Source organism: Nocardia ignorata NBRC 108230 (assembly GCF_001612905.1).
Classification (GTDB): Bacteria; Actinomycetota; Actinomycetes; order Mycobacteriales; family Mycobacteriaceae; genus Nocardia; species Nocardia ignorata.
In genome coordinates this window covers 581,469-601,468 of the sequence record NZ_BDBI01000002.1, presented here as the reverse complement: position 1 = coordinate 601,468, position 20,000 = coordinate 581,469, and the positions used below count along the sequence as shown (strand labels likewise).

Here is a 20,000-nt window from a genome sequence, read left to right as displayed (position 1 = left end):
TGGGTTCCTGAAATATGGTGCGGCGGTGGCGGTTACCGCAGTGTCGCTGACCTCGGCGGCGCTGCTGCCCGTCGCGGCGGCCGACCCGCCGATCGCGCGGCACTGCGAGGTCAGCTCCGGACGCACACCGCAGGCGGCCTCTCCCGCCGAGGTCGCCCTCGACCCCGATCGGGTCGCCGAGGCCATGCGCCTGGCCGTCGACCCCACCCGCTTCAACATCCAGCTCTACCGCAACAACTGCCTGGTGGCGGCGGGCCCACGCAACGCCGAATCCGGTGGGGTGCCGTGGAATCTGTGGAGCGGGACCAAGAGTGTCGTCGCGCTGATCGCGGGCGCGGCGGTCGACGAGGGCCGCCTCGACGTCGACGCGCCCATCGGCCGCTACCTGCCCGAGGGGCTCGGCGACGAAGGGCACCGCGCGATCACCGTGCGCAACCTGCTCACCGAATCCTCGGGGATGGAGGTGGCCATCGCCGCCGAGGGCGCGACGGGGCTGGCCCAGCTGGACCCGAACGTCGTCGCCCAGGCGCTCGCGATGCCGATCGAACGCCCGCAGGGCACCCAGTTCCGCTACAGCCAGCGCGCGGTCGACCTGCTCGTCTACGTCATCGCACAGGCCGTCGGCGAGGACTTCCAGGACTTCGCCCAGCGAAAGCTGTTCGACCCGTTGGGCATCGAACGCACCGATTACTACTGGGCCCGCGATCGCGCCGGAAACACCTACGGCCACGCGCATCTGCTGCTCCCACCGGACGACTTCGCGAAACTCGGTCTGCTCGTGGGCAATCGGGGCCGATGGAAGGAGCAGCAGGTGATCTCGGACGCCTACCTGCGCGAGGCGTTGTCGCCGTCGCGGGCCATGCCCTGTTACGGCTTCCTGTTCGTCATCAACGGCGCGCCCTGCCGCCTCGAATTCCCCGGCCTGCCCGACGATGCCGTGAAGATGTCGGGAATGCTGCGCAACGACAGCTACATCGTGCCCAGCCTCGGACTGGTACTGAACTGGACCGGCGTCGCCACCCCCGGCATCTCGACGACCTACACCCATGACGTGATGCGCAAGCTGGTCTCGTCGTTCCGCGATGTGGCGGTGCCGGATCCGGGACCGTATCGGGAGAAGCCGGACGTGAGCGTCACCGATCCGATGATCGCCCGGCCCGACCCGGTGTTCGGCACCTTCGGCCTCGGCCCCTACGCCTATCCGGGCTGCGGTTTCGTCGAATGTCTCGGCGAGACACCGAAAGCCCCGTTCGCCGACACCCCACCCGGCTGCGTGGTGCTCGGCTGTATCGGCCCCGACCCGCGCACTCCCGGCATCCGCTGACGGCTGGCGTATCCTCGACAACGACCGGACAGGACCAGTAGGGACCGGTTCGTCGAGAGGAGCCAGCCCCATGCCAGCACCGCTGCGAGACAGCGCAGTGCCCAAGCATGAACAGTTGCGCGCGATCCTGCTGCAGAAATGCACGCGCGAACTCCAACCCGGCGATCTGCTCACCAGCGAGCGAAACCTGATGCAGGACTACGGCGTCAGCCGGATCACCGTGCGCGAGGCGGTCGGTCAGCTGGTGAACGAAGGCTATCTGGTCCGGGTGCGCGGCAAGGGCACGTTCGTCGCTCACCGGCCGGTGCAGTCGCGGTTGCATCTGGCTTCCTTCACCGAGGAGATGCGCGCCCTCGGCCATCAGCCGAGCACCCTGGTGCTGGTCGCCGAGGAGGCCACCGCGCCCGAGCCGACGGCCCGCGCGCTGCGGCTGCCCCAGGGCGCGCGCGCCTATCACGTGCGCCGCTTGCGCCTGGCCGACGACGACGCGGTGAGCGTCGACGACGCGTGGTTCAACCCCGAACTCGTCCCCGACCTCATCGCCCACGACCTCACCGGCTCGCTGTACCGCCTCGCCGCCGACCGCTACGGCAGGCCGATCGAACGCGCCGAGCAGACGGTCGACGCCCAAGCCGCTGACACCGGGATCGCCGCACTGCTCGGCGTCCGCAAGGGCGCCCCCGTTCTGCATTTCGACCGCGTGTCGTTCAGCGCCGACGTGCCGATCGAGCACACCCACAGCTGGTACCGCTCCGATCGGTACCGCGTGCAGATGGAAGTCGGAAGAAGCTCCTGAAACACTCGTATTTCAGATACCGTATGGGCGCTATCACAGTGAAGTGCTCGGAGGTATCACCGTGTCCCTGTCCCCCACCCTCACCCGCGCGGGCGTTCTGACCGCGCTGGCCGCCACCGCCTTGCTCACCGCGGGCGGCACCGCCAATGCCGTCGGCAGCGCCGATTGGGATCTGCTCCCGTCCGGCTCGGTGGTGATCGGCCCGCCGACCGGCAGCGCGGGCTCGGTCGACATCGGTCTGCCGACCGGTTCGGTCGACGCCGACTTCGGCTCGAGCGCACCCACCCCGCCCCCGCCCTCGGGCTCGGCCGTAATGCCGGGCTCCGCAGGCTGATTCGCGTGGCGCGTCATCTCGGAGAGGTGACGCGCCGCACTCGGAACGGCACCGATCGAGCCGCGAATCCGTTCCGGCGCAACCGAAGCTGTTTCCTCTTCACCGAACCGGGCATACGCCCCACGAGACGCGCCACCCGGTGCGTCTGATCGTTACCCGAACAGGTGAGCTTCACATGATTCTTCTCGGTGCAATTCTTCTCATCGCCGGCCTCGTCTTCGGCATCCCGATTCTCAACACCGTTGGTGTGATCGTGCTCGTCATCGGCCTCGCGCTACTCATCGCGGGCAGCATCGGGCGTCCGGTCGCCGGTCGCAGGCACTACTACTGAGCCGGGCCTGCCACCGGAAAGGACACATCATGACGAATACGCCGCGCATCGTTTCGATCGTTGTGCTGGTCTGGTTACTGATCGGTGTCCTTGCCGCAGGTCAACGCGGCTACTACACCGAGCGCGACCAGAATTGCGCTTCGTTGGGCACCATCGCGGTTACCATGATCGCGGGCCCGCTCAACTACATGGGCGTCAACCCGAAGGTCGACGACTGCGAACTCCCGCAACCCAGCTAGCCGGAATCCGCGCGCGAGCTACCGTGCTCGCGCGCGGATCAGGGCTGCCAACCGTTCCAGAGATTCCTGATTGCGCGCGGCGAAGGCCACGTCTTGGGCCAGTCCCGGGATCAGGCTCGCCGGGCCGCGCGCGGCACGTTCGGTCATCCGGATCGTCGTGCGCCCCGGCTCGGCCTCGGTGAGGGTGATCCGGATCCAGGCCGACCCGATCGACCACAGCCGCGCCTCCAATTCCAGCCGGTGCGGCGGCTCGACCGTTCGCACCTCGGTGGTGTCGCCGATCAGCACCGGCCACAGCCCGAAGCGGTAGTGGATACGGCTGCCGACGGCGGGCCATTCGGGGTCGACTTCGCGGATGTGCGAGGCACCGACCACCCAGCTGGCGTAGAGCCAGCCGTCGGACAGCGTCGCGAACGCGACCTCGCACGCCACCGGCACGGTCACCTCGGCAGTCAGCACCAGACCAGCGTAATTCCCGTCCGCCCGGTCGGCGCGGCGACGCGGGCCCCGGCCTGCGGCACGCCGAATGCAGACAGATGCGGGAAAATTGCTGTACATCGTTTCGACGTGGGATCGTTCCCTTATGTCCACGCAACACACCCGGCTCGGCGACCAGCCAGGGCCCGCCGATCCGGCGCTCGAACACACCCTGTTCGGGCATCCGATCGGGCTGACGAATCTGTTCGGCGTCGAGCTGTGGGAGCGTTTCTCCTTCTACGGCATGCTGACGATCCTCGGCTACTACCTGTACTACACCGCCGCGGACGGCGGACTCGGGATCGCGCAGAGCACGGCGCTCGGCATCGTCGGCGCCTACGGCGGATTGGTATACCTCTCCACGGTCCTCGGCGGGTGGATTGCCGACCGGGTGCTGGGCATGGAACGCACCGTGTTCTACGGCGGTGTCGTGGTGATGGCAGGCCATCTCGCGCTGGCCGTGTTGCCCGGATTAGCCGGTGTCGGTGTGGGTTTGGTGCTCGTGGCACTCGGCAGCGGCGCGTTGAAGGCCAACGCCTCCTCGCTGCTCGGCACCCTCTACGCGCCCTCGGACGCGCGCGTGGACGGCGGCTTCACCCTCTTCTATCTCGGCATCAACATCGGCGCCTTCACCGGCCCGCTGCTCACGGGTCTGCTGCAGCGCGAATGGGGATTCCACGTCGGCTTCGGCGCGGCCGCGGTCGGCATGGCGCTCGGCCTGACCCAGTACGTGATCTTCCGGCGCAACCTCGGCACGCACGGGCGTGAGGTCCCCAACCCGGTGACCCGCGCCGAACTGCGGCCGGTGCTGACCGGCGTGGCCGTCGCCGCCGTGGCAGCGGGCCTGGCGATCTGGGCCGGGTGGATCACCCTCGACAATCTCTCCGATATCACCACCGGCGTCATCGTTGTCGCGTCCATCGCCTATTTCACGGTGATGCTCACGAGCGCGAAGGTGGAGCCGGTCGAACGCACCCGGGTGGTGGCGTTCATCCCGCTGTTCCTGGCCAACGCGGTGTTCTGGTCGCTGTTCCAGCAGATGTTCACCATGCTCGCGGTGTACTCCGACGAGCGCGTCGACTGGCGCATCTTCGGCTGGGAGGCACCGGCCAGCTGGATCGGCTCGGTGGAACCGGTGTGGATCATCGCGCTCTCGCCGCTGTTCGCGCTGCTGTGGACCAAACTCGGCAACCGGGCGCCGACCACACCGATCAAGTTCGCGCTCGGCGTCATCGGCATGGGTATCGCCTTCTGGTTGTTCGCGCTGCTGTCGGGCTTCGAGGGCAGGACCGTTCCGGTGCTCGCCGTGTTCGCCATCCTCGGCGGTTTCGCGGTCTCGGAACTGCTGCTGTCCCCGATCGGCCTCGCGGTGACAACGCACCTCGCGCCCGCCGCGTTCCGCTCGCAGATGATGGCGCTGTACTTCTTCTCGGTCGGCATCGGCACGTCGATGGCGGGCACGCTGGCCCGCTACTACAGCCCCGACAGCGAAGGCGTGTACTTCGGCGTCAGCGGTGCGGCCGCCATCGCGGCCGGACTCGTCGTCGTGGCCTGCGCGCCGTGGATCAAACGGCACATGCAGGGTGTGCACTGACCCGCCGGGGTAACTCTTCTCACAACGTTCGCATGCAGAAGGAGAACTACGTGCCGGCACCGGCAGAGACACCGAGCCGACGGGGCGGCATGTTCCGCACCAAATCGGTCGAGCAGTCGATTCTCGACACCGATGAACCCGACTCCAGACTTCGCAAAGACCTGACGGCCTGGGATCTCACGATCTTCGGTGTCGCCGTCGTCGTCGGCGCGGGCATCTTCACCCTCACCGCCCGCACCGCGGGTAATGTCGCAGGGCCGGCGGTGTCGCTGGCGTTCGTGTTCGCCGCCATCGCCTGCGGTCTCACCGCGGTCTGCTACGCCGAGTTCGCCTCGACCGTTCCGGTCGCAGGCAGCGCCTACACCTATTCCTATGCCACCTTCGGTGAGCTGGTCGCCTGGATCATCGGCTGGGATCTGATCCTGGAGTTCGCGCTCGCCGCGTCGGTGGTGGCCAAGGGTTGGTCGCAATACCTCGGCACCGTCTTCGGATTCGAATCGGCCACAGTGCAATTGGGGTCGATCACCTTCGACTGGGGTGCGGTGACGCTGCTGATCGTGCTCGGCGTGCTGCTCGCGGTCGGCACCAAGGTGTCCTCGCGGGTGTCGGCGATCGCGGTGGCCATCAAGCTCGGTGTGATCGCCCTGGTGCTCGTCCTCGGCATCACCTACTTCAAGGCGTCGAACCTGAGCCCCTACATCCCGCCGTCACAGCCCGCCGACGACGGCGCGAGCGGCCTGCACCAGTCGCTGTTCTCGTTCGTCACCGGTGCCGGTGACAGCAGCTTCGGCTGGTACGGCCTGCTCGCCGCGGCCAGCCTGGTGTTCTTCGCGTTCATCGGTTTCGACGTCGTCGCGACCGCCGCCGAGGAGACCAAGAACCCGCAGAAGGCGGTGCCGCGCGGCATCCTCGGTTCGCTGCTCATCGTCACCGTGCTCTATGTGGCCGTCACCCTCGTGCTCACCGGCATGGTGCCCTACACCGAGCTCGCGGGTGAGAACGCCACGCTGGCAACGGCCTTCGCCATCCACGGGGTCGACTGGGCCAAGACCGTCATCTCCATCGGCGCCCTGGCCGGCCTCACCACCGTGGTGATGGTGCTGTTCCTCGGCCAGACCCGCGTGCTGTTCGCCATGGCCCGCGACGGCCTGCTGCCCCGCTGGCTGGCCCACACCGGCAAGCGCGGCACCCCCGTGCGCCTGACCGTCATCGTCGGCATCGTCTGCTGTGTACTCGCCGGTTTCGTCGAATTCGGCACGCTGGAGGAAATGGTCAACATCGGCACCCTGTTCGCCTTCGTGCTGGTGTCGGTCGGTGTGCTCATCCTGCGCCGCACCCGCCCCGACCTGCCCCGCGGCTTCCGCGTCCCCCTCGTCCCCCTCATCCCGGTCCTGGCCGTCGCGGCCTGCCTGTGGCTGATGGTGAACCTGTCGGTGGAAACCTGGCTGCGCTTCCTGGTCTGGATGCTGCTCGGCTTCGTGATCTACTTCGCCTACAGCCGTCACCACTCCCTGCTCGGCAAGAAGGAGGCGTTGGCCAAAGACTGACCAGCGACGATAGCTCCCCGGTCGGATCGGCGCGCTCCCCCGCGACACGCCGATCCGACCGGGTCTACCGCCACAATTCCGGTACACCCGTACGAGTCGCTAGGCTGTCGGCGGACGCCCCTATAGCCCAATTGGCAGAGGCAGCGGACTTAAAATCCGTCGAGTCTGGGTTCGAGTCCCAGTGGGGGCACTTCGGTGCTTTTGGGTGGTGCCTTGACGTGCTCGCTTATGATCAGCTCGCCTGTCCAGTCCGCAGTGAGCCCGTAGGGCTCGCACGCCCTCGTCCATCGCGCCCTACCGATGAGACAGGAGACTCGCGGTCGGCGCCGAGCGCTGCGTGTAGGAGTCGGTGAAATCAGGTTGCTCGTGCCGGTCCGGTGCGGGAATACTCCGCCCGTGGCGACTTTCGCAGAATTCGACCGGCGCAATTATCGGACCGTCGATGCCGTCACAGGATACGACGGGTGGGCAGCCACCTACGAGCGAACCGTGATGGACGAGATGGATCTCGCGCTGCTGGAACGGCTGCGCCGTCCGGAGTGGGGACGGGTGCGGCGGGCAGCCGATCTCGGCTGTGGGACCGGACGGACCGGAAGCTGGCTGCGTGGGCGGAAGATCACGCACATCGACGGGGTCGACGCGAGCGCGGGGATGCTGGAGCGCGCCGAGGTCCGAGGCGCGCACACGTCGCTGCGGCGGCGCGACGTGCGCGACACCGGATTGCCCGACGACACCTACGACCTGGTGATCGCATCGCTGATCGACGAGCACCTGCCCGAGCTGGCACCGTTCTACGCCGAGGCGGGGCGGCTTGCCGCGCCGGACGCCCACTGCGTGGTGGTCAGTTATCACCCGCAGTTCATGATGGTGACCGGCATGCCGACCCACTACACCAGCGGGTCCGGGGAACCGGTGGCGATCAGCACCCACCTGCATCTGATCAGCGAGCACGTCACCGCGGCGACCGCAGCGGGCTGGACGCTGACCGCGATGGTCGAGGCGTTGGTGGACGACCGCTGGCTGGAGCGCAAACCGAAGTGGGCCGACCTGCGCGGCCACCCGTTCACCATGGCGACGGTCTGGTCCCGGCCGTGACCGCGTCATCGTGGAACAGTTGTCCAGCAACGCCGTTCCGATGTTGCGGCGCCGAGCGGGGACGGCGACGGCTGCGCCGTGTCATGTTCAACCGCCGATGATGTGCGCGGGCAGGAACATCGCGCCGAGTTGGGTGGCGATGGCGTAGGTGTGTTCGACGAGGCGCTGTTCTGCGGGTCCCGCGACTCGGTATCCGCCGACCATCGAACTCGAGTGAGGACGGGTGGTGCGGATCACGCTGGGTTTCGGTGGTTGTGCGGCGTAGCTTCAGCCGAAAGCGAATCACGGGCACGAAGGGGTGTTGACGATGCGGGTGATCGGGCGGATTCGGGGGTATGCCACGGTGGTTCGGCGGGCTCGTCGGCATCGGGGGGACCTGGTGGGGTGGCTGGGGCGGCGACCGCAGATCGGAGTGGCGACCGCGGGGTACGAGACGGCGTTGTTGTTCAGCAACAAGCTCGACCCTCGGCTCAAAGAGCTCGCCGAGCTGAAGACGGCGGGGCTGGTGGCCTGTCAGTTCTGTCTCGATATCGGGTCGGCGCTGGCGCATACGAGTGGGTTGAGCGAGCGGCAGATCACCGATCTGCCTCGCTATCGCACGAGTGACGCCTACAGCGAGCTGGAGAAATTGGTGATCGCGTTCGCCGAGGCGATGACGGTGACGCCCGCGGTGGACATCGACGAATTACGGGCCGGCCTGCTCACCCATCTGACGAAAGCGCAACTGACCGAACTCGCCGCGACTATCGCCTGGGAGAACCAGCGGGCCCGTCTCAATCAAGGGCTCGGGGTGCAGCCGACCGGGATGGCAGACGGCCTGGCATGCGCGATGCCGGAGCGTCCCCACACTCCGTGATCGCAGCGCTTTCCCTAAGTTCCGGCCGCCCTGGTCCAGCTGGCTACGACGAATCCTCGGTTGTGGGACGCGGAATCGGTTAGCACGTGACCCTCGAGTTCTCGGCCTGCGGCCGCGCCGGCGAGAACTTGCCACGCTGCTCGCCCGGTTGCCTTCAGCGTCTGCGATTCCACGGGATCCAGTTGGCTGAGGGCGGTGGTATCCACCTGGGCGAAGGCCCTTGTGAGGGCGTCGTTGTAGTCGGCTGCCCGGATTGCCGTGTGAGTGGTCGGCTGTTCGAGCGGCGCGGCTTCCCCGACTACGAGCATTGCCACGTTGGCCTCTTGTGCGGCCAGGTCCTTCCCTGATATCGCGCACTCTTCCGCCGAGGCGTCGAACGAAATCGATTGGTAGTCAACTCGTCTGCTGAACATTCCGGTCGGGCCGTGCGCGGTGAGGAGCCACACGCCGACCGACAAGGACAGCGGGAGTGGGAGCGACGACAAGTCGTCCCGGCACCAAGCGATATCCCAGTCCCAGGCGATGCCGTAACGCCGAAGGCTACCGAATGTCTTGGTCGACTCGTATGCGGTTGTCGTCTCATCACATCCGACGATCACCAACAGGTCGGGCAGAGTCGGATCGGAGTGGAACTCCTCGGATGTGCTCACTGCCCAACCGTCGGATTCCGCGCCGAATTTGGGAACCCTGAGTCGGCGGATCGATTCGATACACGCCGCACGTAACCCATCCAGTTCAGCGGCTGCAGCGCCTCCCACTGCGGGTATGAGCGCGGGCGGGTGCGGGCAGACAGCGGCCGATATCAGCGGCACGGGCACTCCTGACGATCTTGGTTACCACCACTGTGGCACGGCACCGAGCCCGCGCTCGTGTCTGCGCCGACACCAGGTCGGCGGAGACACTTCCGCACGAGGGGCTACTCGAGCGCCCTCACGCAACGCATGCCGTTGACAGCCGACCTCACGTCAGGTGCCGGGTGAAGAATCGGCCTGCCTCCGCCCCGGCGTACGGCGGAACGCCGATGTGCCCGCCCATATTGGCGTTCAGGGTCTTCTCCTCGGAACCGAAAGCGTCGAACAGGTCGAGGGACCTTTGGCGGTCGTTTCCCTCGTCGTCCCATTGCAGCAGGACGTGCAGCGGAATTCTGACGTTGCGGGCCTCCTCGAGGATGGCGCGTGGCACGAAGCTGCCGGCGAACAGGACGGCGGCGGTGATGCGTGGTTCGACGACTGCCAGCCGGGTGCCGATGGAGATGACTCCGCCCGAGTAGCCGACCGGGCCACTGATTTCGGGCAGCGCGAGGAGGGCGTCCAGGGCGGCTTGCCACTCCGGGACAGCCGCGTCGACCAGCGGGAGGATGAGCCGGTCGACGATCCCGTCATCGACAGGCCCGCCGGCCGCCAGCGCCTGGCGCAGGTCGGCGAGGGCCTGATCGGCGGCGGCCGAACGGGGGCGGTCACCACTGCCGGGGAGCTCGATGGTGGCCGCGGCGTAGCCTGCCGCCACGGTGGGCTGGACCCGGGCGAGCAGTCGCGGGTACGCGTTGCGCAGGCCGATAGGAGGAGGGCCTACGAGGATCAGGGGCGTCGGCGTGGGGACAGACGCCGGCGTCCACAGGATTCCGGGGATGTCGCCGAGGAGGAATCCGCGTTCGAGGATGTCGTCGTCGAGGCGTTGTTCGGTAATGAATCGCACGGTCGTGCCTTTCGGGAGTGCTGGTGATCGGCGCTCCCGGACGACCTATCGCCCGACCGTGACTCCAGTGGAGAGCACCCATGTCGATACTGCGTTCACGGGTACCACCTCCTCGTCCACTGTCACGGAATTCGTGAAAGGTAGCAGTGGGCGCCGTCGTTCGCCAACGGATTTTCAACCGCCGATGATGTCCGTGGGCAGGAACATGGCGCCGAGTTGGGTAGCGATGGCGTAGGTGTGTTCGACGAGGCGGGCGGCGTCGACGTCGATGGCGCCGGTGCGCCAGGCGGTGAGCAGTTCGATGAAGCCGCCGATGCCCGCCAAAGTGCTCATGCGCACGGCGGTTTCGTCGGCGTCGGGGCGTAGATGGGGCCAGGCGGCGGCGAGCAGGAGGTCGGTGGCGTCGGTGAGCATGGCTTTGCGGCGTTGTTCGAGGACGGCGCTGCCCGCGTGGTCGGCGAGCAGGATGCGGGCCCGGCCACGCAGGTCGGTCTGCAGTTCGACGGCGCGAACGATGGCGGCGCGCAGGATTTCCAGGGGGGCGCGGTCGGCGTTGTCGGCCAGGATGGTCGCCAGGTCGGCGAAGACCTCCGCGCACACCTCGTCCCACACCACGGCGAGCAAGTCGTCGCGGTCGGTGAAGTTCTCGTAGAAGTAGCGGTCGTTGAGCGCGGCCCGCTGGCAGACGCCACGCATCGTCACCGCGGCCCATCCGCTGTCGAGCCAGATCTCGAGGGCCGCCGCGATCAGGTCGGCGCGGCGCTGTGCCCTGCGCTCTTCGGCGGTGCGGCCGCCCCAGGTCCGGGCCGGTGCGCGCACATCCATGGTTGACAAAGTACTCCGTCACGCGCCTAATTGGTGTCAGGTGCGGCCAATGGTGGCAGATGACACCAGTTCCGACCGGACCGGTTGAACCAGGGAGTCGCCATGCGCCTGTTTCGTCGTCGTCGAACCGAACACGCCGATGCGGTGGTCACCGGCGCGGGCAGCGGCATCGGCCGCGCGTTCGCCGTGGAACTGGGCGGTCGCGGCGCGCGGGTGGTGTGCTCCGACATCGACGCCGACCGGGCCGCCGAGACCGCCGTGCTGGTGGAGAACGCGGGTGGCAAGGCCGTCGGCGCCCGCTGCGATGTCACCGCGATCGACGAGGTCACCGCGCTGGCCGCCCTGGCGCAGGACTGGTTCGGTGGTGCGCCGAGTCTGGTCGTGAACAATGCCGGGATCGGCGCGGGCGGGCCGCCGGTCGGCGAGTTCGGCCTCGACGACTGGGAACGCACCCTCGCGGTAAATCTGTGGGGAGTCATCAACGGCTGCCACGTCTTCACGCCGATCCTGCGTGCGGCGGGGCGGGGAACGGTGGTCAATGTCGCCTCCGCCGCCGCCTTCGGCGCGGCACCACGGATGGCCGCCTACAACGTGAGCAAGGCGGGGGTGCTCGCGCTGTCGGAGACGATGGCGGCCGAGCTGGCCGGGACCGGCGTCGGCGTGACGGTGCTCTGTCCCACGGCCGTGAAAACCGGGATCCTGCGGTCGGATTCGCCGCTGGACGGCACCGCCGAACGCCTGGGCGAATCGCTACTGCGGTGGACAGGCCGCTCGCCCGCGAGTATCGCGAAGACCACCCTCGACGCCGTCGACCGTGGCGACCTCTATGTGGTGCCGCAACTGGAGGCCAAAGTGCTGTGGCAGGCCAAACGCTTGATGCCCGCCACCTACACCCGTTCGGCGGGCCTGCTGGAGCGGGTCGTGCGCTGAACCGACCGGAAGGAGACGGACAATGACGTTCGCCTATCCCGACATGCTCGCAACGGTGCGGGCCAAGCAGTGGGCCCTGGCCGATATCGACTGGGACGCACCGGGTGCCGAGCTGATCACCGACGAGCAGCGGCCACGACTCGCCGCGTTCATGTCCGATCTGGTGTGGATCGAACACGTCGGCGCCCGTGGTTTCGCCGCGCTGGTCCAGCAGGCGCCACCGGGTGCGCTGCGCGAGATCTACCGGCACTTCCACGCCGAGGAGCAGAAGCACGCCAATGCCGAACTGGCGCTGATGCGCCGCTGGGGCATGCTCGACGACGACGCGATGCCGGTGCCCAACAAGAACATTCGCCTGGTGATCAGCTGGCTCGATCGCTATGCCGAACACCTGACCCTGCCCGTCCTCGGCACCGTCATCCCGTCCTTGGAGACGGCGCTGGACGGCGCGCTGGTGAAGTTCCTGCTCGACGAGGTCGACGACCCGGTGTGCCACGAGGTGTTCCGGCACATCAACAGCGACGAGTCCCGGCACCTGGCCGTCGGCTTCCAGGTGCTCGAGCAACTCGGCGCGGGACCGCTGCGCAAGATCGCCATCGAGACAGCGGGTTTCGCGGCGCGCCCGTCTTTCGTACTCGGCGCACTGCTCTACGCGCCGCTGTTGTCGCGGATGGCAGCCAATATCGTGGCGCTCGGTCTGGACGAGGAAAAGCTGTGGAACGCGGTGCGGCGCTACGAGACCGTCGGCGAGCGCAGCCCGCGGATCCGGCGGCTGCCGCTCTATCACGTGGTGCGGTTGCACGCGAAGGCGACGATCGACCACCGTCAGCCGTTCCAGTTGCTCGCCGATGTGTCCAGTGCCTGTATCGACAGGTTCCCGGTCCGGGTGCTCGGTCACCGTCCGTCGTGGGTCCGCGAGCTCACCTACGATCCGGTCGCGAAATGACCGGGCTCCCCGGCGCATTCGACGGCCGGATCGTGCACCACCGCGAATTCCACCCGCGGCGGGAGTTCACCGGCGAGCGGGTGGCGATCATCGGTTCCGGTGCGGCGGCGGCACGACTGCTGCCCGGCATCGCGGCCGAGGCGGTGCGGGTGACGGTGTTCCAGACCGAGGCCGTCTGGATCGTGCCGCGCGCACCCCTGCCGCCCGTTGCCCTGCGGCACGCGCCGGATCGCCTGGTGCGGCTCGTCGCGCGCGCCAATCTCCGTTGGCAAGTGCGTGATTCGTGGTTGCGGTACCGGCTCACGCCCGACGACGACGCGGGCGTCGCGGTGCACGACAGCTACTACCGCACGCTGCGACAACCGCACTGCCGGCTGGTCTCCTGGCCGATCGCACGGCTCGCCCCACTCGGCGTGCGCACGGTCGACGGCATCGAGCACCGGGTCGACACCATCGTCTTCGCCGACGACTCCCACCACGTCGTGCGCACCATCGGCCGCGGTCACCATCTGCCCGCGACAGCCGCCAGGGTCGGCGCGGCCGACAGAAAGGAATCAGCGTGAGCGAGCGAACCAGCTACCTGCGCGCCGTGCGAACAGCGCGGCCGAATCTCGGCGAGGCAGCGGCATGAGCACCATCGATCACGAGATCATCATCGTCGGTGCGGGCTTCTCCGGTATCGGCGCCGCGATCGCGCTGCGCGAGGCGGGTTTCGAGGACTTCCTGATGGTCGACGATGCCGACGGAGTCGGTGGCACCTGGCATTGGAACACCTATCCCGGTGTGGCCGTGGACATCCCGTCGTTCAGCTACCAGTTCTCCTTCGATCAGCGGACCGAGTGGTCGCGGGTGTACGCGCCGGGCCGTGAACTCAAGGCCTATGCCGAATCCTGTGTGGACAAGTACGGTCTGCGCCCGCGGATCCGGTTCGGCACCACCGTGGTCGCCGCCGATTTCGACGCCGACGGCGACCGCTGGGTGCTGCGCACCGCCGACGGCGCCGAGCTGAGTGCCCGGTTCGTGCTGAGCGCGACCGGTGTGCTCACCCGCCCGAAACTGCCCGACATCCCCGGGATCGAGACCTTCGCCGGGACCACCGTGCACACCGCGCGCTGGGATCATGGCCTCGACCTGCGCGGCAAACGAGTCGCGATCATCGGCACCGGGGCGTCGGCGGTGCAGGTGATCCCGGAGATCGCGCCGCTGGTCGAGCACCTCACCGTCTTCCAGCGCACCCCGATCTGGTGCCTGCCCCGCCCCGACCTGCCCATGCCGCCACCCGCGCGCTTGGCGCTCCGCCTGCCCGGCGGCCGCACCCTCACGCGGCTCATCAGCCAGACCTACGTCGAGGTCACCTTCCCCCTGGCCGCCCACTACCACCGCTCGCTGCCCACCGCCGCGATCGGCGAGCGCGCCGGGCTGGCCCACCTGCGCCGCCAGGTGAAGGACCCGGCCGTGCGCGCGAAGCTGACCCCGAACTACGCCCTCGGCTGCAAACGGCCGAGCTTCTCCAACGACTACCTGGCCACCTACAACCGCGCGAACGTCACGCTGGAAACCGCGCCCATCACCGAGATCACCGCCACCGGCGTGCGCACCTCGGGCACCGAACATCCGGCCGACGTGCTGATTCTCGCGACAGGCTTCAAGGTGATGGAGTCGGGCAATATGCCGACCTACGACCTGCACGGCGTCGACGGCCTCGACCTGGAGAAGTGGTGGGACGAGAACCGGCTGCAGGCCTACGAGGGCGTCAGCGTGCCGGGATTCCCCAACTATTTCTCCATCATGGGCCCCTACGGCTACAACGGCGCCTCGTATTTCACCCTCATCGAGAACCAGACCCGCCACATCCTGCGCTGCCTGCGCCGCGCCCGCAGCACCGGAGCCACCCGTGTGGAGGTTCGCCGCGAGGCCAACGACCGGTTCTTCCGTGAAGTGCTGGCCCGCCGCGGCGGCCAGGTGTTCTGGCAGGACAGCTGCGCCGTTGCCAACAGCTACTACTTCGACAAACACGGCGATGTGCCCCTTCGCCCGTCCTCCACTCTGGAGGCAGCCTGGCGCAGCGGCCATTTCGACCTGTCCGACTACATGTTCACCGCAGCCGGCCGACCGGCCAGGGCTACCGTGGAAACATGAGTGGTCCATCCCAGGAGCAGCTCGAAGAGGGGCAGCGGCGCCCGTGCCGCTGGCCCGGATGTCAGCATCGGGAACGCACCGGCAAGTAGCGCCCATCCGGGCCGGGTGGCTGGCCGAAATCCTTCCGTCAAAACAGCTGCGCGGCAGTGACCGCCCGACGGAAATGATGGAAGACGATGCGATCGGTACGTAATTCTTTGATGGCGGCTTTGGTGCTCGGCTCGGTAGTGGGCCTGACCGCCTGTTCGCAGGACGACAAGGCGGATACCTCGACCGCCGCGAGCACCACGACGGCCACGTCGTCGGCGATGGGTACCCCGGCGGCTTCGGGCCCTGTCGGCCCCGGATGCGCGGAATACGCGGCCCAGGTCCCCTCCGGCCCCGGCTCGGTGGCGGGCATGGCTCAGGACCCGGTCGCCGTGGCCGCATCCAACAATCCGATGTTGAAGACCCTCGTGTCGGCGGTGTCGGGCAAGCTCAACCCCGATGTGAACCTGGTGGACACGCTCAACGGCGGACAGTTCACCGTGTTCGCACCGGTCGATTCGGCGTTCGGCAAGATCGATCCCGCCACCATCGAGTCGTTGAAGACCGACTCGGCCACTTTGACGACCATCCTGACCTACCACGTGGTTCCCGGTCGGATCGAGCCCCCGCAGATCGCCGGGACACACGCGACGGTGCAGGGCGCCGACGTGAAGGTGAGCGGTTCCGGCGACAACCTGACGGTCAACGACGCGAAGGTGCTGTGCGGCGGGGTGCAAACCGCCAACGCCACCGTGTACATGATCGACACAGTGCTCATGCCACCGGCGTGAACGCGCAGGCACTAGCGCGGACCGTACGCTCGGGAGAAGAATTTCGTCGCACCACCCATCCGGCGGCATGGGTGGTGCGAAGTCCCTCCCATGCGCATGGAAACAGGGGATCAACGATGACGAATGTCCCCGAACCCTCGCCGATCCGCCTGCGATCGGTACCCACCGATCCGTCGCCCGCCTGTCCCACCGACCGCCGGGCGGACCGGGCTGTGCAGGCTCGGCTGGTGACACTGCTCTACGACGTCGCCGCGGGCAGTAGACCGGCGTTCACCGAGTTCTATCGGACGACCAGTCCACGGGTCTTCGGGCTCGCACTGCGGGTCGTGCGTAGTCATGCCCTCGCCGAGGAGATCGCGCAGGAAGTCTTCCTGCAGGTCTGGTCCTTGGCCGCGGACTACGACCCGGACAAGGCGAGCCCGATCGGTTGGCTGATGATGCTCACCCACCGACGTGCTGTCGACCGGGTGCGCGCCGAGCAGTCCGCCACGAGTCGTGACATCGTGTTCGGCCACTGTCATCTCGGACGCGATCACGACGTGGTGTCCGAGGAAGTCACCCAGCGACTCGACGAGCAGTCGGTGCTGGATTGCCTGGAAACGATGACCGCCCTGCAGCGCGAAGCGGTCGCGCTCGCGTACTACAGCGGGCGCACATACGTCGAGGTCTCCGAGACCTTGGCAGTACCGTTGCCGACGGTGAAGAGCCGGATCCGGGACGGTTTGAAGAGGCTCGAGAACTGTTTGACCGGAGGGACTTCCCGATGAGCGATACAGATCGGCGGACCCCTTGGTCGTGGTTCGACGAGGCGTACCCCTACGCCTTGGACGCACTCGATGCCCGGGAACGCCACGAGATCGATGAGCGGCTAGCGGCCGCGGGAACCGTTGTGGCTGCCGATTTCCACGCCAACGTGCGGCGTATTCAGGAAACTCTCGCCGCGCTGACAGCGATGGACGTGGTGACACCGCCTGCCCGGCTGGAGGCAGCCATCTTGCAAGCGTTGGACCCGCGCGGCGCCCAGCCGCTGAGAACGAACTCCGTGGCTGGGCGCCGCCCAGCGCGATGGCTCGCGGCGGCAGCAGCAGCGGTCGTGCTCGCGGGTGCGGCGGTGGGTATCACAGTCGCCGTAGACCGGGCGAACGACGGACCGGACGCGGTCACCGCGCAACAGGTGCTCGAGCAACCCGACAGCCGGTCGGGTTCGGCCGCTGTCACCGGCGGCGGTGAAATGGTCGTGCACCTGTCGAAGGAGCTCGGGGCCGCGGCGGTGGAGTTCCACGATCTACCGGCCCTGCCCGCTGATCGGGCGTATCAGCTGTGGCGGGTGCCGCCCGGCGGGCAACCGGAATCGGTCGCCGTGCTGGCCGGACAGCCCATGATCGTCACCCCGGTCCGATCGGCCGACGTACTGGCCGTGACAGTCGAACCGTCGGGTGGTTCGTCAGCCCCGACGCTACCGGTGCTCACCGGTATGACGGTCGACTGACCCGCTCGCGGAAGACCGTGGGGGCAGCCACATCCTCAGGAGGTCAGCATGGTCCACCCCGAACCCCGGCGGCTCGGACATCTCATGGCCGCGGCCGCCGCTACGGTGGCGGCGGCGGCCGTACTCACTGTCGGTCATCTCGTGTCCGTGGTCGTCGCGCCGTCCGCGTCACCGTTCTTCGTGCTCGGCGCCACGGTGGTCGACAACACGCCGAAGTGGTTGAAAGAAAGCGCCATCCGCTGGTTCGGAGCCAACGACAAACTGGCACTGGCCATCTCGATGGCCGTGGTCATGGTGGTCGCGGCCGGCCTGATCGGTGAGCTCGCCCGCCGTCGCTTCGCCCTCGCGGCAGGCGTGCTCACCGCGCTCGGCCTGATCGTCGCCTTCCTGGCGCTGCGACGGCCGAGCGCCACACCGTGGTTCGCGATCCCCACGCTCGCCGGAACCCTCGCGGGTGTCCTGGCCCTTGCCCTGTTGTTCCTGCGGTTCCCGCCTGCCGAACGATCGGAAACGACCGGCCCCACCCGCCGTGGATTCGTCCTCGCGCTGGCCGGGGTCACCGCCGGTGTCGTCGCGGCGGGCGCCGCGGGACGCTACCTCGCCACCCGGTTGCGCGACATCGCCGCCGACCGAGCCGCATTCCTCCTGCCCAGGGTCGCCGAACCCGCACCTCCGGTATCGGCGGCGATGGATCTGCCGGTCCAGGGAATCACCCCGTTCGTCACCGATGCCGACAACTTCTACCGCGTCGACACCGCCCTGCAACTGCCCTCGCTGACCCGCGCCGAATGGCGACTACGCATCCATGGCATGGTCGAGCGCGAGATCCGGCTCGACTACGACGAACTGCTGGCCCGCGACGCCGTCGAATCCGTCATCACGCTCACCTGCGTATCCAACGAGGTCGGCGGCGACCTGCTCGGTACCGCGCGCTGGACGGGTTACCGGCTGGCCGATCTGCTGGCCGAGGCCGGCCCGTCTTCCGACGCGGACATGGTGCTGTCGCGCAGTATCGACGGCTTCACTGCCAGTACCCCGCTGGCGGCTCTCACAGGCAATCGCGATGCTTTGCTTGCGGTGGCCATGAACGGCGCCGCCCTGCCGGTGCAGCACGGTTATCCGGCGCGGATGATCGTTCCCGGCCTGTACGGGTACGTCTCGGCCACCAAGTGGGTCGTCGACCTCGAGGTCACTCGCTTCGATCGCGCCGAGGCCTACTGGACCAATCGCGGATGGGCACCGGTCGCGCCGATCAAGACCGCCTCCCGCATCGACGTCCCCGCGGCGTTCGCGACCCTACCCGCAGGTGAAGTCGTCGTCGCGGGCGTCGCCTGGGCCCAGGGCCGCGGCATCAGCGCCGTCGAAGTTCAAGTTGACGACGGCGCCTGGCAGCGGGCCACCCTGGCCGAGGCGTATTCCATCGATACCTGGCGTCAGTGGACCTGGCGGTGGGAGGCTTCGCCCGGCACCCATTCCCTTCGGGTGCGCGCCATCGACGCCACCGGCTATATCCAGACCGACGAGCGGGCCACGCCCTTCCCCGACGGATCGACCGGACACCACAGCCGCGTGGTCACCATCCGCTGAGTCGGCTCGCTCCTAACGCAGGATCGACATCGCGATGCCGTCGAGGATGTCGTGTTCGCTGACGATCAGCTCGGTGACACCGGCCCGCCGGGCCAGTTCGTCGGCAAGCACCTCGGTGATCACCGCGCCGCCGCCGATGACATCGACGCGGCCTGGGTGCATGGGACCGAGGGCGGCGCGCTCGTCGTGGTTCATGGCGACCAGGCGGTCACACACCTGGTGCACCTCGTCGAGGCTCAGGCGGGTGAGATGCACACGCTCCGAGTCGTATTCGGGAAGGTCGAGGGCGACGGCGGTGATGGTGGTCATGGTGCCCGCGACACCGACCCAGGTGCGCACCTTGTCGACCGGGACCTTCGCGAACGCTTCGTCGAGCTTCTCCTGCGCGAATTCCTTAGCCGCCGAGACCTGTTCGGCCGTGGGCGGGTTGCCCGGCAGGCAGCGTTCGGTGATGCGCACGCAGCCGATATCGGCGGAATAGGCGGCTTGCACACCCTTTTCGTCGCCGACGACGAGTTCGGTGGAGCCGCCACCGAGGTCGACCACAACGAAAGGTCCGGCATCGGCCGACAATTCACCGACCGCGCCGGCGAAGGACAGCCGAGCTTCTTCGTCACCGGTGATGACTTCGGCGACGGCACCCTCGACCACGCGGCCAAGCTCGGTGCGGGTCATGGAGAAGAAGTCGTCCCGGTTGGCGGCGTCGCGGGTGGCCGAGGTGGCCACCATCCGCACGCGTGAAACACCGTGCGCCAGCATCACATCGACGTAGTCGGCCAGCGCGGCGCGGGTCCGTTCGATCGCCTCGGGGGCGAGTCGTCCGGTCGCGTCGACACCCTGGCCGAGTCGCACGATGCGCATCTCGCGGTGCACGTCGGTCAGCGCGTTGTCGGCGCCGACTTCGGAGATCAGCAGACGGATCGAGTTGGTTCCGCAATCCACTGCGGCGATGCGCTCACTCATGAGTGTTCCTCCAGG

Annotated in this window: 23 protein-coding genes, 1 tRNA gene and 1 pseudogene; 19 read left to right on the top strand and 6 right to left on the bottom strand. The window is 67.9% G+C overall.

What is annotated here, in order from left to right:
* Positions 1 to 25 precede the first annotated feature (25 nt).
* The 5 genes from NI2_RS03045 (at position 26) to NI2_RS03030 (ending at position 3,024) form a co-directional block, all read left to right on the top strand.
* Positions 26 to 1,324 (top strand): serine hydrolase domain-containing protein, encoded by a 1,299-nt coding sequence (locus NI2_RS03045; RefSeq protein ID WP_067485962.1) that lies wholly within the window; start codon positions 26 to 28, stop codon positions 1,322 to 1,324.
* Positions 1,325 to 1,394: 70 nt separating this feature from the next.
* Complete coding sequence (locus NI2_RS03040) at positions 1,395 to 2,120, top strand: GntR family transcriptional regulator (RefSeq protein ID WP_067485594.1); 726 nt, start codon at positions 1,395 to 1,397, stop codon at positions 2,118 to 2,120.
* 61 nt (positions 2,121 to 2,181) lie between these two features.
* On the top strand, positions 2,182 to 2,454 hold the full coding sequence (locus NI2_RS03035) for a hypothetical protein (protein WP_133733844.1): 273 nt from the start codon (positions 2,182 to 2,184) through the stop codon (positions 2,452 to 2,454).
* Positions 2,455 to 2,629: 175 nt separating this feature from the next.
* A complete protein-coding gene (locus NI2_RS34350) occupies positions 2,630 to 2,785 on the top strand; it encodes a DUF6131 family protein (RefSeq protein ID WP_166655728.1) in 156 nt (51 codons plus the stop codon).
* 29 nt (positions 2,786 to 2,814) lie between these two features.
* Positions 2,815 to 3,024, top strand: coding sequence for a hypothetical protein (locus NI2_RS03030; RefSeq protein WP_067485590.1), 210 nt, complete (start codon positions 2,815 to 2,817; stop codon positions 3,022 to 3,024).
* 18 nt (positions 3,025 to 3,042) lie between these two features.
* Here the strand turns inward: NI2_RS03030 and NI2_RS03025 are convergent, their stop codons facing one another.
* Positions 3,043 to 3,483 carry an SRPBCC family protein gene (locus tag NI2_RS03025; protein ID WP_067485588.1) on the bottom strand — a complete coding sequence of 147 codons (441 nt, stop codon included), beginning with the start codon at positions 3,481 to 3,483 and terminating at the stop codon, positions 3,043 to 3,045.
* A gap of 124 nt (positions 3,484 to 3,607) precedes the next feature.
* On the opposite strand from NI2_RS03025, the gene NI2_RS03020 reads away from it, so the two are divergent.
* The 4 genes from NI2_RS03020 (at position 3,608) to NI2_RS03005 (ending at position 7,737) form a co-directional block, all read left to right on the top strand.
* Positions 3,608 to 5,095, top strand: a complete 1,488-nt coding sequence (locus NI2_RS03020; protein WP_084475811.1) for a peptide MFS transporter — start codon at positions 3,608 to 3,610, stop codon at positions 5,093 to 5,095.
* 89 nt (positions 5,096 to 5,184) lie between these two features.
* Positions 5,185 to 6,642 carry an amino acid permease gene (locus tag NI2_RS03015; RefSeq protein ID WP_133733927.1) on the top strand — a complete coding sequence of 486 codons (1,458 nt, stop codon included), beginning with the start codon at positions 5,185 to 5,187 and terminating at the stop codon, positions 6,640 to 6,642.
* 116 nt (positions 6,643 to 6,758) lie between these two features.
* Positions 6,759 to 6,832: transfer RNA gene (locus tag NI2_RS03010), tRNA-Leu, on the top strand.
* A gap of 206 nt (positions 6,833 to 7,038) precedes the next feature.
* Complete coding sequence (locus NI2_RS03005; RefSeq protein ID WP_067485584.1) at positions 7,039 to 7,737, top strand: class I SAM-dependent DNA methyltransferase; 699 nt, start codon at positions 7,039 to 7,041, stop codon at positions 7,735 to 7,737.
* A gap of 87 nt (positions 7,738 to 7,824) precedes the next feature.
* On the opposite strand, the gene NI2_RS33505 is transcribed toward NI2_RS03005, so the two are convergent.
* Entirely contained in the window at positions 7,825 to 7,974 is a 150-nt protein-coding gene (locus NI2_RS33505; protein WP_157104643.1) for a hypothetical protein, read from the bottom strand.
* A 70-nt stretch (positions 7,975 to 8,044) separates the two neighbouring features.
* Between NI2_RS33505 and NI2_RS03000 the strand changes: the two genes are divergently transcribed.
* Positions 8,045 to 8,593 (top strand): carboxymuconolactone decarboxylase family protein, encoded by a 549-nt coding sequence (locus NI2_RS03000; RefSeq protein ID WP_067485958.1) that lies wholly within the window; start codon positions 8,045 to 8,047, stop codon positions 8,591 to 8,593.
* 14 nt (positions 8,594 to 8,607) lie between these two features.
* Here the strand turns inward: NI2_RS03000 and NI2_RS02995 are convergent, their stop codons facing one another.
* The 3 genes from NI2_RS02995 to NI2_RS02985 form a co-directional block, all read right to left on the bottom strand.
* The gene (locus tag NI2_RS02995; protein ID WP_067485582.1) at positions 8,608 to 9,243 is read right to left on the bottom strand and encodes a class III extradiol ring-cleavage dioxygenase family protein; all 636 of its coding nucleotides are present in this window, start codon (positions 9,241 to 9,243) and stop codon (positions 8,608 to 8,610) included.
* A 310-nt stretch (positions 9,244 to 9,553) separates the two neighbouring features.
* Positions 9,554 to 10,288 (bottom strand): dienelactone hydrolase family protein, encoded by a 735-nt coding sequence (locus NI2_RS02990; RefSeq protein WP_067485580.1) that lies wholly within the window; start codon positions 10,286 to 10,288, stop codon positions 9,554 to 9,556.
* 174 nt (positions 10,289 to 10,462) lie between these two features.
* The gene (locus tag NI2_RS02985) at positions 10,463 to 11,107 is read right to left on the bottom strand and encodes a TetR/AcrR family transcriptional regulator (RefSeq protein ID WP_371851932.1); all 645 of its coding nucleotides are present in this window, start codon (positions 11,105 to 11,107) and stop codon (positions 10,463 to 10,465) included.
* A 108-nt stretch (positions 11,108 to 11,215) separates the two neighbouring features.
* Here NI2_RS02985 and NI2_RS02980 point away from each other — a divergent pair, with 108 nt between their 5' ends.
* The 9 genes and pseudogenes from NI2_RS02980 (at position 11,216) to NI2_RS02945 (ending at position 19,022) form a co-directional block, all read left to right on the top strand.
* Positions 11,216 to 12,043, top strand: coding sequence for an SDR family NAD(P)-dependent oxidoreductase (locus tag NI2_RS02980; protein WP_067485576.1), 828 nt, complete (start codon positions 11,216 to 11,218; stop codon positions 12,041 to 12,043).
* Positions 12,044 to 12,065: 22 nt separating this feature from the next.
* Positions 12,066 to 12,989, top strand: coding sequence for a reductase (locus NI2_RS02975; RefSeq protein WP_067485574.1), 924 nt, complete (start codon positions 12,066 to 12,068; stop codon positions 12,987 to 12,989).
* On the top strand, positions 12,986 to 13,552 hold the full coding sequence (locus NI2_RS02970; protein ID WP_067485572.1) for an NAD(P)/FAD-dependent oxidoreductase: 567 nt from the start codon (positions 12,986 to 12,988) through the stop codon (positions 13,550 to 13,552). Before NI2_RS02975 ends, NI2_RS02970 begins: the two co-directional genes overlap by 4 nt.
* Before the next feature lie 64 nt (positions 13,553 to 13,616).
* Positions 13,617 to 15,128, top strand: a complete 1,512-nt coding sequence (locus NI2_RS02965) for a flavin-containing monooxygenase (protein ID WP_067485570.1) — start codon at positions 13,617 to 13,619, stop codon at positions 15,126 to 15,128.
* An 8-nt stretch (positions 15,129 to 15,136) separates the two neighbouring features.
* Positions 15,137 to 15,217: pseudogene (locus tag NI2_RS35830) on the top strand (YdeI/OmpD-associated family protein); the annotation flags it as partial.
* 87 nt (positions 15,218 to 15,304) lie between these two features.
* Positions 15,305 to 15,946, top strand: a complete 642-nt coding sequence (locus tag NI2_RS02960) for a fasciclin domain-containing protein (RefSeq protein WP_067485568.1) — start codon at positions 15,305 to 15,307, stop codon at positions 15,944 to 15,946.
* Positions 15,947 to 16,062: 116 nt separating this feature from the next.
* Complete coding sequence (gene sigK, locus NI2_RS02955; RefSeq protein WP_067485566.1) at positions 16,063 to 16,713, top strand: ECF RNA polymerase sigma factor SigK; 651 nt, start codon at positions 16,063 to 16,065, stop codon at positions 16,711 to 16,713.
* Positions 16,710 to 17,435, top strand: a complete 726-nt coding sequence (locus tag NI2_RS02950; RefSeq protein ID WP_084475807.1) for an anti-sigma factor — start codon at positions 16,710 to 16,712, stop codon at positions 17,433 to 17,435. The genes sigK and NI2_RS02950 overlap by 4 nt, the downstream gene beginning before the upstream one ends.
* A 48-nt stretch (positions 17,436 to 17,483) precedes the next feature.
* Positions 17,484 to 19,022, top strand: coding sequence for a molybdopterin-dependent oxidoreductase (locus NI2_RS02945; RefSeq protein WP_243749751.1), 1,539 nt, complete (start codon positions 17,484 to 17,486; stop codon positions 19,020 to 19,022).
* Positions 19,023 to 19,034: 12 nt separating this feature from the next.
* Here NI2_RS02945 and NI2_RS02940 read toward each other — a convergent pair whose 3' ends face one another.
* Complete coding sequence (locus NI2_RS02940) at positions 19,035 to 19,985, bottom strand: Ppx/GppA phosphatase family protein (RefSeq protein ID WP_067485560.1); 951 nt, start codon at positions 19,983 to 19,985, stop codon at positions 19,035 to 19,037.
* Positions 19,986 to 20,000 lie beyond the last annotated feature (15 nt).

What these genes read in the sequence shown, in the direction of transcription:
- NI2_RS03040 (WP_067485594.1), top strand. Translation starts at nt 1,395, where the DNA reads ATGCCAGCACCGCTGCGAGACAGCGCAGTGCCCAAGCATGAACAGTTG.
- NI2_RS34350 (WP_166655728.1), top strand. Translation starts at nt 2,630, where the DNA reads ATGATTCTTCTCGGTGCAATTCTTCTCATCGCCGGCCTCGTCTTCGGC.
- NI2_RS03030 (WP_067485590.1), top strand. Translation starts at nt 2,815, where the DNA reads ATGACGAATACGCCGCGCATCGTTTCGATCGTTGTGCTGGTCTGGTTA.
- NI2_RS03020 (WP_084475811.1), top strand. Translation starts at nt 3,608, where the DNA reads ATGTCCACGCAACACACCCGGCTCGGCGACCAGCCAGGGCCCGCCGAT.
- NI2_RS03015 (WP_133733927.1), top strand. Translation starts at nt 5,185, where the DNA reads ATGTTCCGCACCAAATCGGTCGAGCAGTCGATTCTCGACACCGATGAA.
- NI2_RS03000 (WP_067485958.1), top strand. Translation starts at nt 8,045, where the DNA reads ATGCGGGTGATCGGGCGGATTCGGGGGTATGCCACGGTGGTTCGGCGG.
- NI2_RS02980 (WP_067485576.1), top strand. Translation starts at nt 11,216, where the DNA reads ATGCGCCTGTTTCGTCGTCGTCGAACCGAACACGCCGATGCGGTGGTC.
- NI2_RS02975 (WP_067485574.1), top strand. Translation starts at nt 12,066, where the DNA reads ATGACGTTCGCCTATCCCGACATGCTCGCAACGGTGCGGGCCAAGCAG.
- NI2_RS02970 (WP_067485572.1), top strand. Translation starts at nt 12,986, where the DNA reads ATGACCGGGCTCCCCGGCGCATTCGACGGCCGGATCGTGCACCACCGC.
- NI2_RS02965 (WP_067485570.1), top strand. Translation starts at nt 13,617, where the DNA reads ATGAGCACCATCGATCACGAGATCATCATCGTCGGTGCGGGCTTCTCC.
- NI2_RS02960 (WP_067485568.1), top strand. Translation starts at nt 15,305, where the DNA reads ATGCGATCGGTACGTAATTCTTTGATGGCGGCTTTGGTGCTCGGCTCG.
- sigK (WP_067485566.1), top strand. Translation starts at nt 16,063, where the DNA reads ATGACGAATGTCCCCGAACCCTCGCCGATCCGCCTGCGATCGGTACCC.
- NI2_RS02950 (WP_084475807.1), top strand. Translation starts at nt 16,710, where the DNA reads ATGAGCGATACAGATCGGCGGACCCCTTGGTCGTGGTTCGACGAGGCG.
- NI2_RS02945 (WP_243749751.1), top strand. Translation starts at nt 17,484, where the DNA reads ATGGTCCACCCCGAACCCCGGCGGCTCGGACATCTCATGGCCGCGGCC.
- NI2_RS02940 (WP_067485560.1), bottom strand. Translation starts at nt 19,985, where the DNA reads ATGAGTGAGCGCATCGCCGCAGTGGATTGCGGAACCAACTCGATCCGT.